This is a genomic window from Mycobacterium lehmannii (assembly GCF_001499925.1).
Taxonomy (GTDB): Bacteria; Actinomycetota; Actinomycetes; order Mycobacteriales; family Mycobacteriaceae; genus Mycobacterium; species Mycobacterium lehmannii.
This window is the reverse complement of the sequence record NZ_LQIR01000032.1, coordinates 13,892-29,431: the sequence shown is the minus strand read 5'-3', so window position 1 is coordinate 29,431 and position 15,540 is coordinate 13,892. Positions and strand designations below refer to the sequence as shown.

General features: G+C 66.8%; 17 protein-coding genes. 3 read left to right on the top strand and 14 right to left on the bottom strand.

Going from position 1 to position 15,540, the window contains the following annotated elements:
• Window positions 1–73 precede the first annotated feature (73 nt).
• The 5 genes from AU192_RS16785 to AU192_RS16765 all read right to left on the bottom strand — a co-directional run bounded on the left by AU192_RS16785 (window position 74) and on the right by AU192_RS16765 (window position 4,425).
• A complete protein-coding gene (locus tag AU192_RS16785; RefSeq protein ID WP_064398152.1) occupies window positions 74–799 on the bottom strand; it encodes a DJ-1/PfpI family protein in 726 nt (241 codons plus the stop codon).
• 15 nt (window positions 800–814) lie between these two features.
• Entirely contained in the window at window positions 815–1,774 is a 960-nt protein-coding gene (locus AU192_RS16780; RefSeq protein ID WP_064398151.1) for a GlxA family transcriptional regulator, read from the bottom strand.
• 77 nt (window positions 1,775–1,851) lie between these two features.
• A complete protein-coding gene (locus AU192_RS16775; RefSeq protein WP_064398148.1) occupies window positions 1,852–2,439 on the bottom strand; it encodes a TetR/AcrR family transcriptional regulator in 588 nt (195 codons plus the stop codon).
• A 9-nt stretch (window positions 2,440–2,448) separates the two neighbouring features.
• Complete coding sequence (locus AU192_RS16770; RefSeq protein WP_064398161.1) at window positions 2,449–3,417, bottom strand: oxygenase MpaB family protein; 969 nt, start codon at window positions 3,415–3,417, stop codon at window positions 2,449–2,451.
• Between the two features lie 42 nt (window positions 3,418–3,459).
• On the bottom strand, window positions 3,460–4,425 hold the full coding sequence (locus AU192_RS16765; RefSeq protein ID WP_064398146.1) for an o-succinylbenzoate synthase: 966 nt from the start codon (window positions 4,423–4,425) through the stop codon (window positions 3,460–3,462).
• A 91-nt stretch (window positions 4,426–4,516) separates the two neighbouring features.
• On the opposite strand from AU192_RS16765, the gene AU192_RS16760 reads away from it, so the two are divergent.
• Together AU192_RS16760 and AU192_RS16755 are read left to right on the top strand one after the other, a co-directional pair.
• The gene (locus AU192_RS16760; RefSeq protein WP_064398159.1) at window positions 4,517–4,999 is read left to right on the top strand and encodes a TspO/MBR family protein; all 483 of its coding nucleotides are present in this window, start codon (window positions 4,517–4,519) and stop codon (window positions 4,997–4,999) included.
• Window positions 4,999–5,622 (top strand): SOUL family heme-binding protein, encoded by a 624-nt coding sequence (locus tag AU192_RS16755; protein WP_082695040.1) that lies wholly within the window; start codon window positions 4,999–5,001, stop codon window positions 5,620–5,622. Before AU192_RS16760 ends, AU192_RS16755 begins: the two co-directional genes overlap by 1 nt.
• Here AU192_RS16755 and AU192_RS16750 read toward each other — a convergent pair.
• On the bottom strand, window positions 5,619–7,184 hold the full coding sequence (locus tag AU192_RS16750) for a long-chain-fatty-acid--CoA ligase (RefSeq protein WP_064398143.1): 1,566 nt from the start codon (window positions 7,182–7,184) through the stop codon (window positions 5,619–5,621). The two genes, AU192_RS16755 and AU192_RS16750, sit on opposite strands and share 4 nt — an antisense overlap.
• A gap of 30 nt (window positions 7,185–7,214) precedes the next feature.
• Window positions 7,215–8,822: an amidohydrolase gene (locus AU192_RS16745; RefSeq protein ID WP_064398141.1), complete on the bottom strand. Its 1,608-nt coding sequence runs from the start codon at window positions 8,820–8,822 to the stop codon at window positions 7,215–7,217.
• A 128-nt stretch (window positions 8,823–8,950) separates the two neighbouring features.
• Between AU192_RS16745 and AU192_RS16740 the strand changes: the two genes are divergently transcribed.
• Window positions 8,951–9,415, top strand: coding sequence for a YciI family protein (locus AU192_RS16740; RefSeq protein ID WP_064398139.1), 465 nt, complete (start codon window positions 8,951–8,953; stop codon window positions 9,413–9,415).
• Window positions 9,416–9,505: 90 nt separating this feature from the next.
• On the opposite strand, the gene AU192_RS16735 is transcribed toward AU192_RS16740, so the two are convergent.
• Genes AU192_RS16735 through AU192_RS16705 form a run of 7 tightly spaced genes read right to left on the bottom strand, consistent with a single transcriptional unit; the run spans window position 9,506 to window position 15,526 of the window.
• Window positions 9,506–9,760 carry a DUF3253 domain-containing protein gene (locus tag AU192_RS16735; protein WP_064398137.1) on the bottom strand — a complete coding sequence of 85 codons (255 nt, stop codon included), beginning with the start codon at window positions 9,758–9,760 and terminating at the stop codon, window positions 9,506–9,508.
• 17 nt (window positions 9,761–9,777) lie between these two features.
• A complete protein-coding gene (locus AU192_RS16730; protein WP_064398135.1) occupies window positions 9,778–10,350 on the bottom strand; it encodes a hypothetical protein in 573 nt (190 codons plus the stop codon).
• A gap of 2 nt (window positions 10,351–10,352) precedes the next feature.
• Entirely contained in the window at window positions 10,353–11,156 is an 804-nt protein-coding gene (locus AU192_RS16725) for a mannan-binding family protein (RefSeq protein ID WP_064398133.1), read from the bottom strand.
• 19 nt (window positions 11,157–11,175) lie between these two features.
• Window positions 11,176–11,823: a tetratricopeptide repeat protein gene (locus AU192_RS16720; RefSeq protein WP_064398158.1), complete on the bottom strand. Its 648-nt coding sequence runs from the start codon at window positions 11,821–11,823 to the stop codon at window positions 11,176–11,178.
• Between the two features lie 27 nt (window positions 11,824–11,850).
• Window positions 11,851–13,101 (bottom strand): MlaD family protein, encoded by a 1,251-nt coding sequence (locus AU192_RS16715; protein ID WP_064398130.1) that lies wholly within the window; start codon window positions 13,099–13,101, stop codon window positions 11,851–11,853.
• The gene (locus AU192_RS16710) at window positions 13,098–14,408 is read right to left on the bottom strand and encodes an MCE family protein (protein ID WP_207544951.1); all 1,311 of its coding nucleotides are present in this window, start codon (window positions 14,406–14,408) and stop codon (window positions 13,098–13,100) included. The genes AU192_RS16715 and AU192_RS16710 overlap by 4 nt, the downstream gene beginning before the upstream one ends.
• Window positions 14,408–15,526: an MCE family protein gene (locus AU192_RS16705; protein ID WP_064398126.1), complete on the bottom strand. Its 1,119-nt coding sequence runs from the start codon at window positions 15,524–15,526 to the stop codon at window positions 14,408–14,410. Before AU192_RS16705 ends, AU192_RS16710 begins: the two co-directional genes overlap by 1 nt.
• Window positions 15,527–15,540 lie beyond the last annotated feature (14 nt).

The following is a 15,540-nucleotide window of genomic DNA, read 5'->3' as shown; positions in this document are numbered from 1 at the left end:
AACCACACCGATACCGGAGGTCCTCACCTACTTCCTCACGCCACGCCGTCCACAACCTGCCTGGCCATTACAGCTAGCGCGCCGAGACAGCCTTCCTGCGGACCCGTTGCACTGCGGCGGTCCACAGCAACGCCGCCGTCGGGGCGAGCTGTCCCTGTTTGACGGTGTCGCGGCTCAGCAGCGCCGATGCCGTCGCCTTGGTGGCGGCCGACGCCTTCGACAGGTGCCCGGAGTCGTAGGGCGGCTGCGGGTCGTATTCGATGACGAGCTGCACCGCCTTGGCCTTCGCGTCACCGGCGATCTGCCCGTAGAGCCACAGGCCGAGGTCGATTCCGGCCGACACCCCGGCGGCGGTGACGATCTTGCCCTCGTGCACCACGCGTTCATCGGAGACCGTGTCGACGCCGAACGGCTTGAGCATCGGCAGCGCCAGCCAATGCGACGTCGCGCGGAGGCCGTCGAGCAGACCCGCCGCGGCGAGGATGACCGAACCCGAGCACACCGACGTCGTCCACGTCGACGTCTCGTGGGCCGTGCGCACCCAGTCGAGCACCTTCTCGTCGCGGGCGTGCTGGAAGCTCGACAGTCCCCCGGGGATCAGGATGATGTCGGGCGAGGGCGTCTCGTCGAACGAATGGGTGGCGCCGATGAGCAGCACGCCCGAGTCGGCCTCGATCGGTCCCGGTTCATGCCAGACGAACCGCACCTCGGCGCCCGGTAGGTTGCGCAACACCTCGTAGGGTCCGATGAAGTCGAGTGCGGTGTAGCCGGGGTACACCATGATGGCGATCTGGGTCATGGGCCGTCTCCTGTCTCAGGCAAAGGTCTTGCGATATTGGTCGGGTGAAATACCAAGTCGGCGAACGAAGTTGCGCCGAAGTGACTCGGCACTGCCGAACCCGCAACGCGCGGCGATGACGGTTACGGTGTCGTCGGTCTCCTCGAGCTGACGGCGCGCGGCTTCGGTGCGGATCCGCTCGACGTATGCGCCTGGCGCCTCCCCCACCTCCTCGGTGAACAACCGGGTGAAGTGACGCGGGCTCATCGCCGCGCGGCGAGCCAACTCCGTGATGCTGTGCACGCCACCGGGTTCGGTCTCGATGGCTTCCTGCACCTCGCGGATGGGGGTCTTCTTGGCGCGTGGCATCCACACCGGTGCGGCGAACTGCGTCTGCCCGCCCGGCCTGCGCAGGTACATGACGAGCCAGCGCGCGACCGTCTGCGCGGTATCGGTGCCGTGGTCGTCCTCGACGAGCGACAGTGCGAGGTCGATGCCCGCGGTGACACCGGCCGCGGTCCATATCCCGTCGTTGCTGCGCACGAAGATCGGTTCGGGATCGACTGTCACCGTCGGATATTCACGCGCCAACTGTTCGGTGAAGGCCCAGTGCGTGGTGGCGGTACAGCCATCGAGCAGACCGGCCTCGGCAGCGAGGAACGCGCCGGTGCACACGGTGACGACCCGTCGGGAATTCTGCGCGACGGTCTGGATCCAGTTGACCAGGTCGAGGTTGGTCTTGGCGTCGTGAACCCCGATGCCGCCCGGAAGGACGAGGGTGTCGATCGGTTCGCGCGGGTCCGGTAGCGGTTGGGCGACGAGCGCGAGACCCGTGCCGGTGGTCGCGGGTTCGCCGTCGAGGGTCACCACCTTGGCGTCGTAGCCCTCGCGACCCTTGTCCTGCAGATATCGGGACGCTCCCGTGAACACCTCGAAGGGACCGACCAGGTCGAGAGCCTGTACACCGGCAAAACCGAGGATCACCACCGATCGCATGAAACCCAGTGTTGGCCACCCGGTCGATGGCGTCTAGGCCAGGCACCCCACAGATCAGGACATCGACGGTCAGTGGATCACCACACCAGCGGGGCGAGGTGTTTGAGCGCGTAGGCGCGTACCGCGTCATCGTCGGTGACGTCGAGCGCCGGTGTGCGTACCTGGGCCAGCGATGCGGCCAGCCGGATGTGCAACTCGCTGACCGCCAGCAGGTCGTCGTCGGGCATCGTCGCGCCTGCGGCCCTCAGCGCCCGGGCCATGGCCGCGGAGGCGCTCTCGAGGAACTCCTGGGCCTCGTCGTACATGCCCGACATCGCCGACAGGTCGCCGTCGAGCCGCAGGAACCGACGCATGACCGGTTCGGCGGTCAGCAGCCGCAGGCCCTCACAGAAGGCTGCGACGGCAGCCTCTTTCGCGCCGGACTCGATGCCGACGGTCTGCAGGCGTGCCATCGCGAAATCGAATGTCTGCCTTCCGAGTTCGGTGATCAACACGTCGCGGCTGGGAAAGCGGCGATACAGCGTGCTGCGGCTGACACCGGCTTGGCGCGCGATGACGTCCATGCTCGCCCTGCCGACGCCGACGAGCGCCACCTCCTCGGCGGCCGCCTTGAGGATCGCGGCCTCCTGTTCGGTGCGGCTGTCGGTGTTGCGGAGCCGTCGCATCGGTTTAGGTTAGGCCTGCCGACCGGCCGGGCACGCCGCAGGCGGGGCGAACGAGTCCAGGCCGACCGAGCGGTGAAACCGGACCAGCTTCTCGTACTCCAAGCGGTTGCGCGCCAAGGGAATCAACGTCAGCTTCTCCGGAAGCACCCGCCACGCCAGCTGCAGCACGCGGGTGTACACCTCGAATTCCCGATCGTGGCGATCCTCCCAGCGGAACCCCGTCAGCTCACGGACACCGGGATGCATGATGCCGAACGAGCAGATCTTGACGATCCGGCCGACCACGGGTCGCGCGAGCAGCCACGGCGGGGTCAACGCGCGCCGCATGGCCGGTGGGAGCAACAGGGTGGGCAGCGGGAGCTTGGTCAGGTCATCGGTGACACGCCTGAGGAATTCGTTGTCGGCGAGTCGGGTTTCGACCATGGCGTCGTAGTACCGCACGGCTTCGCCGTAACTGGCGGGCAGTTTGGCGCTGTTGCCAGGGAGCTCGAGAGAGCGGAAGGCCTCGAGCAACTGCTCGTATGCGGCGTCCTTCTCGGCCGGGGTCATGGTGATGCCGGTGCACGGGGTGAACGAGTTCAGCACCATGAACATCCCGCTGACCGCGATCCAGTTCCACAGCCGCGGGTCGAGAGCGCTGTACCGCACGTCGGCGAAGCTCCCGTCCCCGCGGCCGCGGACCTCCCGGTGCATCCGCTTGAGCCGCTCCCCCTCGGCGGCGCGGTCGTACGGGTCGCCCCAGATCGCGAGGAACGCCGAGAACCCACTTCGCACCCCTCGATCGGCGAAGTTGGCCTCGAATCGACCGGTCTTGTCGACGGCCGCGGCCACCGGCACCAACGCGACCTCGTCGAATGCGGCCGCGCCGAAGAACCCGCCGAACGCGCTGCCGCTGTGTTTGCGGAACTCGCGCATGACCTTCGGGCGCACCTCGCCGCCGGTCTGATGGACATGGTGAGCTTCGGCCGTCTGCGTCATGTCGCCTCCGATGCGGGTTGACACAAAGACTAGTGATTTGTGTCAACGTGTCAACGGATGGCAGGCGCGCACCCTGTCGATCCACCATCGGCGGCGCTCGGGAGGGGCGGCCAGCGCCGAAAGCCGCGCCGGATCGGGGACCACCGGACCGATCGAGAGATATCCGTCGTCCGGGGGAACGGGTTCGGCGACATCCTCGGCGAACAACCCGCCGGTGCCCAACCCGCAGGCGTGGCGCAGGTCCGGCAGCGCCGCGGCGGCCAGTAGACCGCGGCCGATGCCGACCGCCGAGTCCAGCGCGCTGGAGACTACGACGGGGAGGTCGATCTGCGCGGCGATCGCGAGCAGCGCGCGCACCCCGCCCAGCGGTGCGACCTTGAGCACTGCGACATCCGCCGCCTTCTCCCGCACCACCCGCAGGGGGTCCTCGGCCTTGCGGATGCTTTCGTCGGCGGCGATCGGGACCTCGACGCGGCGGCGCAACTCGGCCAGTTCGGCCACCGTGGCGCACGGCTGTTCGAGGTATTCGAGCGGTCCGTCGGCGGTCAGCGCCGCCGCCGCAGCGACCGCTTCGTCGACGCTCCAGCCTCCGTTGGCGTCGACCCGCACCGTCGGAACGATCGCCCGCACCGCGTTGACCCGCGCCGTGTCGTCGGCCAAGGTCTGGCCCGGCTCGGCGACCTTGACCTTCGCGGTGCGCGCACCGGGGAAGCGCGCGAGCACCTCGGGCACCTGGGCGGCGTCGACGGCGGGCACGGTCGCATTGATCGGGATCCGGTCGCGACGCGCCTGCGGCGGTGGCTCATAGGCCGCCTCCAGCGCCGATGCCAGCCAATGCGCGGCCTCCGGCGGCTCGTATTCGAGGAACGCACCGAACTCGCCCCACCCGGCCGGGCCCTCGATCAGCGCCACTTCGCGGATCGTGATGCCGCGAAAGCGCACCCGCATCGGGAGCGCGACCACGTGCATACGGTCGAGGACGTCGTCGAGCTGCGGCATGCGCACCATCCTGCCGGTTGCGGACCGAGAGGTTTAGCGCTCGCGAATCCGGCTACCTTTCAGTTGCTTAACTAATTGTGATTCGTCATAGGAGCACATGGTGCAACTGAAGACATTGGTCCCCTCGGCGCTGGCGGTGACGGCGACGGCGGTTGCCGGCGGCCTGGCCAGTAAGGACTCGCAGTCCCTCTGGTACGCGAAGCTGCGAAAGCCGCCGTATCAGCCACCGGCACAAGCCTTTCCGATCGTGTGGCCCATCCTGTACGCCGACATCGCCGTGACCTCGTCGGCAACGCTCGATGAGCTCGAGCGCCGAGGCCAGACCGAGGAACGTCGACGCTACCTCGCCGCTCTCGCGATCAACCTGGTGCTCAACGGCAGCTGGTCGTGGCTGTTCTTCAACCAGGGCAAGCTCGCCACGTCGGCGGTGGCGGCAGGCGCACTGACGCTCAGCAGCGCCGACCTCACCCGTCGTGCCGTGCAGGTGCGGGGCGCCAAGGCGGCGCCGCTGGCGTTGTATCCGCTGTGGTGTGCGTTCGCGACCGTGCTGTCGTCGCACATCTGGTTCCTGAACCGCCGATGATGCGGCTACTGGAGATCCCCCGCCAGGTCGCGGAGTCGGTGTTCTCGATGGTCGGGATCCGGGTGGGCACCGAGGAGCCGCACTATCTGGCCACAAAGCTGTCCGAGCAGGTGGAGATACGCCGATACGGCCCCCGGATCGCGGCCGAGACCACCGTGAGCGCCGACGAGGACCGCGCCAGAAACATCGGGTTCCGGCGCCTTGCCGGCTACATCTTCGGTGGCAACCACCGCGACGAGACGATCGCGATGACCGCCCCGGTCAGCCAGCAGGCGCGCGAGAAGATCGCGATGACGGCGCCGGTCGCACAGGCCCGCGACGGCGAGAACTCGACGATCCGCTTCTACATGCCGTCGAAGTGGACGATGGACACGTTGCCCACTCCGGACGACGACAAGGTGCGGTTGGTGGAGGTGCCGGGCGAAACGGTCGCGGTGCTGAGGTTCACCGGCGACCGCAGTCCGCGCGCGGTCGCCGAGCGCACGCGGGAGCTCTCGGCGACGCTGCGCGCCAACGGAATCGAGGCCGTAGGGCCGCCGCAGTCCTGGTTCTACGACCCGCCCTGGACGTTGCCGTTCCGTCGCCGCAACGAGATCGCGATCCCGGTGCGGCCCACCGATTAGACCGTCGCGCGGTCGCGGCCCTCCCAGTAGGGCTTGCGCAGCTCCTTCTTCAGGATCTTGCCCGTCGGATTGCGCGGCAACTCATCGGTGATGTCGACCGTCTTCGGGCACTTGTACGCCGCGAGCCGTTCCCGGCACCACGCGATGAGGTCTTCCGGCGCCACCGGATCCTCGACCGACACAACGGCCTTGACCACCTCGCCCCACTTCTCATCGGGCACGCCGATCACCGCGACGTCGGTGACGGCGGGATGTTCGGCGATGACGCGCTCGACCTCGATGGAGTAGATGTTCTCGCCGCCGGAGATGATCATGTCCTTGAGGCGGTCCTCGACAAAGATGTAACCGTCCTCATCGATGCGGCCGATGTCTCCGGTGCGGAACCAGCCGTCGTCGGTGATCGCTTCTGCCGTTGCCTCGGGCTTGTTGTGGTAGCCCTTCATCAGTTGCGGTGTGCGGAACCACAATTCGCCCTGCGCACCGGCCGGCACGTCGTTCAGCGTGTCGGGGTCGACCACGCGAACCTCGGCGCCGGGGATCACCCGACCAGCGCTGACCAGCCGTTCCTCGGGACCGGAGCGGTGGTCGTCGGGCAGCAGCTGGCTGATCACCCCGCACACCTCGGTCAGCCCGTACACCTGGATGAAATCGGTGTCGGGCCACGCCTGCAACGCCGCGCGCAGCAGCGGCAGCGGCATCGGCGACGCGCCGTACACGTAGGTCTTCAGCGCGCCGAACAACTTGACCGCGTCCTCGCCGGACTCCAACACCTTGGCCAGCACTGCGGGCACCAGGAAGGTTCGGTTGGCGCCCTTGAGGATTGCGCCGGCAAGCGCGGCGCCGTCGACCTCACGTGTCATGACCGCCGGCACACCGTCGTGAATGCCGAACTGCACGTAGGACGATCCTCCGACGTGGAAGAGCGGCATCGACACCATGCTCTTGTCGCCCTCGTCGAAGCCCCAGCCGTTGTGCGCGTTGATGGTATGCGCAATCAGGTTCGCCTGGGTGATCTGCACTCCTTTCGGGCGCCCCGTCGTTCCTGAGGAGTACATGATGATCGCGACGTCGTCGGGTTGTACGTCGTCGGCGCGCCCGACCGGCGTCGCGTCGGCGAGCATCGCCTCATATTCGTCACCGTCACCACCCTCGGGCGTCACCTCGATGAGGTGTTCGACCTGGGTGAGCTTGTCGCGGATCTTCTCGATCGTCGGCTTCAACTCCGTGCCGACGATCAACAGCTTGGCTCCCGAGTCGGTGAGCACATAGTCGATCTCATCGGCGGCCAGCCGGAAGTTGATGATCGCGTTCGCGGCGCCCAGCGACGCTGCGGCGATGGTCAACTCGACGCAGGCCGGGTGGTTCTTGTCGAGGAAGGCCACCACGTCGCCGCGTTCGACGCCGCGTTGCTGTAGAGCGCCCGCCAGGCGGCGAACCCGCTCGTTCCATTCCGACCATGTCCAGCTGCGGTCGAGGAAGGTCATCGCCTCGGCGTCGGGTTTGGTGTCGGCCCAGTGCGCGAGCCGTTCGTCGAGAAATCGTGGGTCCTGCAGGTCAGACATGGGAGAAGCCTAGCGACCGTCGCGGTCGCCTCAGACGCCTTTCCGGTAAACCTGCCGTCCGGCAAGGTATGTGGCGTGAACCTCGAGGTCCGCGATGTCCTCGGGTGCCACCGAGCGCGGATCGGCCGACAGCACCACCATGTCGGCATACTTGCCCACCTCCAGCGAGCCGACCACATCGTCGGCGAACAACTGGTAGGCCGCATCCACCGTCTGCGCGCGGATCGCCTGCTCGACGGAGATGCGCTGCTCCGGGCCGATCACCCGCCCGCTGGGCGCCGTGCGGGTGGCCGCGACGCTGATGTTGCGCAGGGGTTCCTCCGGAGTGACCGGCGGATCGTTGTGTAGCGAAATCCGCATACCCGTGGCGACCGCGGATCCGCATGGCATCCAACGGCTTCCGTGTTCGGCCCCGAACAGCCCGTCGACGATGATGTCGCCCCAGTAGTGGATCTGGTCGACGAACACGCTGCAGACGACGCCGAGATCGTATGCCCGTTGCACCTGATCGTCGCGGATGGCGCCGACGTGCTCGAGCCGTAGCCGGTGATCGTCGCGGGGCCAGCGCCGCAACGCTTCTTCGTAGACGTCGAGGATGGTGTCGACACCGGCGTCGCCGTGCACGTGGCACGCCATCGGCCACCCCTTGGGGAAGTAGGCATGCACGATCTCGGTGAGTTGCTCGCGGGTGTAGTTGGCGTGCCCGCACGATCCGGGCGCGACGCCGATGGTGCGCGTGGCGTCGGTGTCCAGGTACGGGAACGACAGGTCGATGTTGCCGATCCACGGCGACCCGTCCACCCAGATCTTGATGCCGACCTGACGGAGCAGGTCGTCGCCGTCGCCCGGGATCGCGTCGGTGGACATCTCGGCGTTGGAGATCTCGTAGAGGCGCAGCCGTACGCTCAGTTCACCGCGCAGTGCTTCGATCACGGGGCGGAACACCGGGTCGAAGGCCATCTCCGAGCACGTGGTCAGCCCTGCCGCGTTCAGCCGCTGCAGTTCGGCGTGCAACATCGCCGGATAGTCGGCGGGATCGATCACGCCGGCCAGAAGGCTGAACACCGCGGCGGTCTCCTCGGCGGTGCCGTCGAGGTCACCGTGTTCGTCGCGGCCGTACCGGGCGCCTTTGGGGTCGGGGGTGTCGCGAGTGAGCCCGAAGCGTCGGGCGGCGGCAGTGTTGAAGTAGGCCTTGTGCCCCGAGTTGTGGACGATCACCAACGGGGTGTCGGGTGCGACGTCGTCGAGCCAGGCCAACGTCGGCTCCGGTAATCCCGCCTGCAGCAGCGGATCCCAGCCGTTGAGGTACGCGCCTTCGGTACCGCATTTGGCGACCTCGGCCCAGATCGCGGCAACGACGTCATCGGCGTTGGGCAGGGTGACCGGTCGGATGTCGACCATCCGCTCCGACAGCACGATGGCCTCCATCAGCGGATGGCCGTGCGCCTCGACGAATCCGGGCATCACGCAGCCGTCGACGTCGACAGTCTCGGTGTCGGGGCCGACCCAGCCGTCGATATCGCTGCGGCTACCGACCGCGACGATGCGGCCGTCGCTCACCGCAACCGCCTCGGCGGTCGGCTGGTTGTCGTCGACCGTCAGGACGGTTCCGCGGATGACCAGGTCAGCGGCAGGCATCGGGCAATCTTCTCAGGCGCCGAAGAAATCCGATGAAAAAATGTCGCGCCGAATGTCGAATTCAGTGGGAGCCCGTTCGACGTAGTTGTGAGGGCGAAGCCCGCCCCGAAACCGACAAGGAGACACTAATGGCGCGATACATGCTGATCATGCGAGTCACCCCCGAGGCCGAAGCGGCGTTCGCCGACGCCGAGGTGGACTTCAACGAGGTCATAGAGTCCATGGGCCGCTACAACGAGGAATTGATCAAGGCCGGTGTGATGCTCGCAGGTGAGGGGCTGACCGGCCCGGAGGACGGCTTCGTCGTCGACTTCGACTCTGATCCGCCGGTGGTGACCGATGGCCCCTACACCGAAGCCAAGGAATTGTTCAACGGCTTCTGGATACTCGACGTGTCGTCGAAGGAGGAGGCCAAGCAGTGGGCCCGCAAGTGCCCGTTAGGGCCTGGCGTCAGGCTCGAGGTGCGGCTGGTCGGCGAGACCGACCAGTTCCCGCAGGACAACCCGTGGGTCAAAAAGGAGATCCAGTGGAAGGCCGAGCTGGCCGAGAAGGTTGCGGCGCAGGCGCGCGCCGAGGCCGACAAGCTGGCGTGAGCCTTCCTGTTGAGCGCGAAATTGCATTCCGGCAGCGAAAGTGCGAGTCGACGCCTGCTGGAATGCAATTTCGCGGATCAGGGGGGCCGGTTAGGTGGCGCGGATCCGGATGGGTCCGCGCCACACCGCGTTCGGGTCGAGCACCTCACCCTTCTGGGTGATCTCGACGTCGCCGTCGCGGGCAAGGTCGCGGGCGGTCTCGCGGGCGTCGTCCATCAGGTCGCGCCAGTCGTCACCGCCGACAACGCGGGCCGCGTCGGACGGGCAGATCGTCTTGTCTGGTCCGCGTTCACGGGAGAGCTTCAGGATTGTCTCGCGCAGCCGCTGCCTGGCATCGGTGCTCACCGGCCGAACCCTACGCGTTACGCGCCCGCGCAGACCCCGGAGTCGCGGATCACGCCGCCGTAGACGTTGGCGGTCGCGATGTTGGCGTTGATCTGCCCGGACGGCATCCGCTTCTTGATCTTGTCGCTGATCTGCGTGAACTGGTACCACAACCGGTAGATCGAATCCCCGTGGAACAGCGGCGAATACTCGCTCTGGTCCGGGTAATTGATGATGAAGAGCGTGTGCGCGCGCGGGTCGAGGAACGCGGCCGACTGGTCGAGGTTGGCGGCGACGGTGTCGCCCGCCTCGGTGACCCCGGGACGCGACCACTCGTCACCCTGATCGGCGAGGAAGCGCTGAAATCCGTACACCTGGCTCATCAGCTGCTCGTACTGCGCGTTGATCCACTGACATGATTCGCGTTGCGCGGTGATCTGCTCGGGGGTGACGCGGATCTGCCACAGGTTGTACGGGAACACGGTGTAGTCGGGCTGCCAATCCGAGGGGTACGGAGTGAAGACCGGCAGTGTCGGGGCGGCGGGTTCGGCGCGGACCGCCGGCGCGAACAACAGCAGGCCGGTCACCAGTGCGGCGAGCGCCCGAATCATGCTCAGTTACCGCCGAATTCGGGGCGCAAGATCGGCGCGAGCGCCGACAGCGGGATGTGGGCCTGCACGGTGCCGCCGTCCATCGCCCACTGCGGGAGCCCCGGGCTGAAGTTGATCGGTCGGTCGCGGCCCACCGGGTAGTCGGGCATGAAGAGGATCAGCTCATCTGGTGTGAGCGCCCATGCCTTGTATGCACCGGAAAACACCTTGTCCGGGGTCCAGCGGTCCGGGGTGAACGGATAAGTGCCGGGTTGGTGCGGCGGCGGTGCGGCGTCGAGTGCGGCGACGATGAACGGCGCACCCAGGCGCGGGATCTCGGCCATGTGGTCGACACCCGGTTTGAACAGGTCGCCCAGTTGAATCCGCCGGCCATCGGCGAAGGTGAAGGTGCGGTAGGCGTCGCTGATGATCGGCGCGTTCGGGTGTGAGAGGGCGTCGGTACCGACCGTCCCGGAGTACATCTCGTGGAAAACGATCGTCATCGCGCCGCCATGCTGGAAGATCTGGAAGTGTTCCTCGCCGAAGCTGTCGTGGGCCGTCATCCGAGCGGCGTTGCGCCAGTTGTTCATCAGGTTGGTCAGATACTCGCGGATCGTCGGGTTGTCCACGAGATCGCCGGGCAACGCCATCTTGATGTTGCGCGTCGCTTTGCGCTCCGAGACCACCGACGTGCTGCAGAACTGTCCGTCCCACTGACCGCCCAGCTCGCCGCAGAACGAGGGCGCCGACGCGGACGCGCCGGGTGCGACGGTCACCATCGCGGTCACCATGGCCACCGCGGCCAGTACCGGGCTCAGCAGGCGCATCTCACGTCTCCTCACGGTCTTACGGCAGTTCGACTTTGCTTGCCCGCCAACGTCCGTCGACGTTCTCCATCGTCATCTTGATGCGGCTGCGGTCGATGCGCGGATCGGGCACGTTGGTGTTGGAGACGGACTGGTCGACGAACAGCAGCACGACCGCCTTGTCCTTGGTCGCGGACTGGACCGCCGATTCGAGCACCACCCCGTGAGCGGATGCCTTGTTGTCGATCAGCAATTGGCGCAGCTGGCTGCTGGATTGTGAGTACATGTCCTTGAACTCGCCGGTCGCCCCATCGAGCACCGCATCGAAGTTCTCGTCGACCTTCGCCGAATCGATGCTCGTCAAGACCTGTGCGTAGGTCACCGCTGCCGCCCGGGCCTGTTCGCCGGCCTGCGCGACCTGACGCTCCTGCCACAGTTGCCACCCGAGGAATCCGGTTGTCCCGAGCAGTGCCACGAACGCCAGGGCCAGGGCCCCCCGCAGCGCCGGGCGGCGCCAGTGGCGCGCGGTGGTTTCGTCGCCGTTGGAGTCGTCGTTGGAGTCGCCGTTGGAGTCGTTGGCAGCACGGTTCTTGGGAGTGTCATCGGACGCGGCGGTTTCGGACTCCGTCGTTTGGTCCCCGGCGTCGGGCTTGTCGGTCTCGTGGTCTCGGTCGGTACTCACGGGCATCGTCATCTCCTCACGGATAGGCGTCGATCAGCGCGGCGGCTCGATGGGAAGCGTCGGGCCGCCGTAGGGCGTCGGAATCGTGTAGCGCCCCTTCGGGGTTGGGTCCATCTGTCGGCCGAGGTCGGCACCCGGGGGTGGCCCGGCGGTGTCGTCTCCGGCGGGTCGTGGCGCGTTCTTGGCCCCGCGCACCAGGACTCCGGGGTGGTCGTCGCGGCAGTAGGTGTACATGAACGGTTCGGGGTAGTCCGCGTTCGACGGAGGCAGCTTGGGCGTGCCGTAGTCGCAGGTGTAACGGGGATAGATCTCGGCGGTCCCCCACAATCCGCCGCTGTGCATCGCGGCGCCGAGCGCGTCGAGCACCGATGTGCGATGTTTCGGGAACAGCGCGTTCAGCGCCGGCACCCGCAGGTAGAGCAACCGAGACGTGGTGCTCAGATTGCCCAGCAACTGCACCATGGTGTCGGAGTTGTCGATGAAGAGGTTGTCCACGTGGTTCAGGACGCCTGGCGTCTGGTCGGTGAGCCGGCGATAGCCGTCGCGCATCTTGTTGATGCCGGTGAAGCTCTCGCTGAGATTGTCTGAGGCAACCTCGATGCCGGGGTTCTTGTCGGCGACGAGCGTGAACACCACCTGGCTGGTGCGCAACAGGGAACTCGTCTCGGGTAGGACCGAATCGAGGGTGGACAGCAGGAAGGTGCCGCCGTCGACGATGTCGGCCAGTTTCTGCGGACCGGCTTCGCTGAGGCTCAGTTCTCTTCTGATGAGTTCGAGTTTCTCGGTGTCCGCCTGGGCCAGCGCGCCGTCGGCGTTGGCGAGCAGCTCGGCCAAACTGACCGGAATCGTGGCCCTGCCCTGCCCGACCACTGCGCCGTCCGCAAGGAACGGACCCGTCTGCTCCTCGGGTACGAAGTCGATGTACTGCTCACCGGCCGGTGAGAGCCCCGAGACCCGCACGTCGGACGATTTCGGGATCTGCGTCGTCGAGTCGACGGTCACGACCGCGTTGACGCCGCTGGGTGTGAGGTCGAGCCTTTCGACCCGCCCGATCCGCACCCCCCGCAGCGTCACGTCCTGATTGGGCAACAACCCGGCGGACGCCGGCAGTTCGACGGTGAGCCGGTAAGTCGACGCGAGCGGATTCACCTGCAGCGCACCGAACAACAGATACGCGGTGGCCACCACGAGCGTCATGACCAATGCCAGCGCCGACAACCAGGCACGGCGGCGGTAGCCGAGCCGGACGAGACCGACGATCCGGTCGGCGGCCCCGGCGATCATCGTGGAGCCTCGGCGGGTAGCGGGGCAGGCGACGGCGGTGTCGCCTGGGGAGCGCCCGGCGGCGCCGCTTGGGGAGCGTCCGGCGGCGGCGCCTGCCCAGGAGCGGCGGCCTGCTGGGGCCCATGCTGGGGAGCCACGATGATCTCGCCGGGTTCCGTCGGGCTGGGAATCACCGGGACCTGCGGTACCCCCGGCCCCCTGCCCACGATTCGTTCCTGCAGCCGGAACAATGTGTATTGCAGTGTGCCCACCAGCTGATGCCAGTCGTGGCGCTTGGGCCCGTGCAGGCCTGGGTCACCGGCGTATCCGATGTCGGGGATGGACCCGAGGACCAACCGGTCGACGCTGGCGTCCAGCGCGATCGAGCTACTGGTCAACGTCTTGAGGAACGGCGGCATCAGCCGGTTGAGCGCATAGAGGGTGGCATCGGGAGCCAGCGCGACGTCGTTCCACGCGCGCGCAACGGTGTTGGCGTCGGCGATGACGCTGCGCCCGCTGGCGTCGGTACCCGCAATCGACGGGAACTTGCGCATCTGGTTCGAGACATCGCCGAGTTGTTGTACGAGATCGGCGATCTGGGTGGTGTGGGCCGCCAACGTGTCGGTGGCCGGGCGGGCTTCGGCCATCACGTCGGCGATCACCTGATTCTTGGCGGCGCTCGAGTTGGCCAACCGCGAGGTCTCGGTCATCGCGGTCGAAATCTCGTCAGAACGCGCGTTGAGCGTGCCGAGCGTATCGTTGGTCTTGCGGATGAGGGCGCCGAACGCCTGGCCCTCGTCACCGGTCGCCTTGCCCAGTCCGTTGATGATGTTGGTGAAGTTTCGCACCGCACCGCCGTTGACCAGGATCGCGGCCGAACCCAACACCGATTCGACCGTCGCCGCGGCCGTCGTCGACTCCAGGGGAATGGTGTCGCCGTCCTCGAGCAGCGGCGTGCCGGGTTCGAGGGGGCTCGGTGGCTTGATCGCCACAAATACATCCCCGAGCGGTGTGGCAGAACGCAATTCAGCGGTGCTGCCCCGTGGCAGCTGCACCCCGTCCATGATTCGCAACGTGGTGACCGCGGTGTAGTTGCGGGCCACCATCGACTCCATCTCACCGACGTCGGCGCCGGCCAACTTGACCTTGGCATTCGCCGGCAGGTTCAGTGCGTTGGAGAACACCGCGGTCACCCGGTATCCGCCTGCACCCACACTGGGTGCCGGCAGCGGCAGACTCGCCAAACCTTCGGTGGCGCAGCCAGAGACGGCAAGGCAGGCGCTCATGGCCAGGGCCGCTGCCAGGCGGCGGTTCCGTACGGCGGCCATCACTTCTGCCCCATCGCGGCGAGCCCGTCGAGCATGTACGTCAACCCGAAATCCGGCCCGAAGTCCTGCAACGTCCCCGTGCTGCAACCCAACTGGCGCAGGCCCATCATGTTGCAGACCTCCTTGATCAACTGGTTGTCGAACAAGACCTTGTCAGTGACCACCTTCACCCGCAGGGCACCGTTCTTCTGGTCGGCGACGTTGTACAGGTTGTCCAGAGTCATCGGCGCGAGGTCGAGGAACTCCATCAGATCGCGTTCGTGGTCAACGGTGGTGTTCAACACGATGTCACCGTTGGCGACGAGATCCTTGATGGATTCCCGGTGCTTTTCCAACACCTCGCCGGTGTTCGTGAGCACCTCGTTGATCTTCTTACCGGTGGTGCCACTGCCGAGATCCTCGTCGGCCAGGATCTGACTCAGGGCCCGCACGGAAGAACCGAACTCCCGCATCATCGAGTCGTTGCGGGACGCGGCCTCCGACAACGAACTCACGTTGCGCACTATGGTGGTGAGCTGATCCTTCGTCACGGTGCCGCGATCGGCGCTGAGCCGCAACGCATGCGACAACTCGCCCAGTGCGTCCTTCATCTGCTGACCGTTACCGTCGACGATCGCGGCGCTGGCGTCGACCACGTCGGCGATCGGGCCGTCACCCTTCCCATCACCACGCAGCGACAGCGCAAGCTTGTCGAGAACGTCGAGGACCCTGGCGAATTCGACCGGTGTGCGGGTGCGGTTCAACCCGATGGTGTCGTGGTTCTGCAGGGTGGGGCCGTCGCGGTAGGGCGGCGTCAACTCGATCTGGCGATCGGTGAGGATCGAGTTCGAGATGGTGGCGGCCTGGACGTCCGCGGGCACTTTGACATCCTTGTCGACGGTGAAATCGACCTCGACGTAACCACCCTTCGTGGTGATCTTGGTGACCTTGCCCACCGGCATCCCCAGGACGGCGACCACATTCCCCTCGTAAAGACCTGCGGCGCTGTCGAATTGGGCGGTGACGGTGATGGTGTCGAGCTGATCCATGGCGAATTTGACCACGACGACGGCCGCGGCCAGGGCCACGACGAGACCGGCGGCGACGGCCGCGATGATCTTGGACCTGGTGCTTTTCACACTCGCTCCTCGGA

Bases quoted from the DNA above. Each gene is read 5' to 3' on its own strand.
- AU192_RS16710 (WP_207544951.1), bottom strand. From the start codon at position 14,408: ATGGCCGCCGTACGGAACCGCCGCCTGGCAGCGGCCCTGGCCATGAGC.
- AU192_RS16765 (WP_064398146.1), bottom strand. From the start codon at position 4,425: ATGGTGCGCATGCCGCAGCTCGACGACGTCCTCGACCGTATGCACGTG.
- AU192_RS16745 (WP_064398141.1), bottom strand. From the start codon at position 8,822: ATGCCTGCCGCTGACCTGGTCATCCGCGGAACCGTCCTGACGGTCGAC.
- AU192_RS16720 (WP_064398158.1), bottom strand. From the start codon at position 11,823: ATGCCCGTGAGTACCGACCGAGACCACGAGACCGACAAGCCCGACGCC.
- AU192_RS16780 (WP_064398151.1), bottom strand. From the start codon at position 1,774: ATGCGATCGGTGGTGATCCTCGGTTTTGCCGGTGTACAGGCTCTCGAC.
- AU192_RS16725 (WP_064398133.1), bottom strand. From the start codon at position 11,156: ATGCGCCTGCTGAGCCCGGTACTGGCCGCGGTGGCCATGGTGACCGCG.
- AU192_RS16750 (WP_064398143.1), bottom strand. From the start codon at position 7,184: ATGTCTGACCTGCAGGACCCACGATTTCTCGACGAACGGCTCGCGCAC.
- AU192_RS16730 (WP_064398135.1), bottom strand. From the start codon at position 10,350: ATGATTCGGGCGCTCGCCGCACTGGTGACCGGCCTGCTGTTGTTCGCG.
- AU192_RS16715 (WP_064398130.1), bottom strand. From the start codon at position 13,101: ATGATCGCCGGGGCCGCCGACCGGATCGTCGGTCTCGTCCGGCTCGGC.
- AU192_RS16740 (WP_064398139.1), top strand. From the start codon at position 8,951: ATGGCGCGATACATGCTGATCATGCGAGTCACCCCCGAGGCCGAAGCG.
- AU192_RS16770 (WP_064398161.1), bottom strand. From the start codon at position 3,417: ATGACGCAGACGGCCGAAGCTCACCATGTCCATCAGACCGGCGGCGAG.
- AU192_RS16775 (WP_064398148.1), bottom strand. From the start codon at position 2,439: ATGCGACGGCTCCGCAACACCGACAGCCGCACCGAACAGGAGGCCGCG.
- AU192_RS16785 (WP_064398152.1), bottom strand. From the start codon at position 799: ATGACCCAGATCGCCATCATGGTGTACCCCGGCTACACCGCACTCGAC.
- AU192_RS16755 (WP_082695040.1), top strand. From the start codon at position 4,999: ATGCGGCTACTGGAGATCCCCCGCCAGGTCGCGGAGTCGGTGTTCTCG.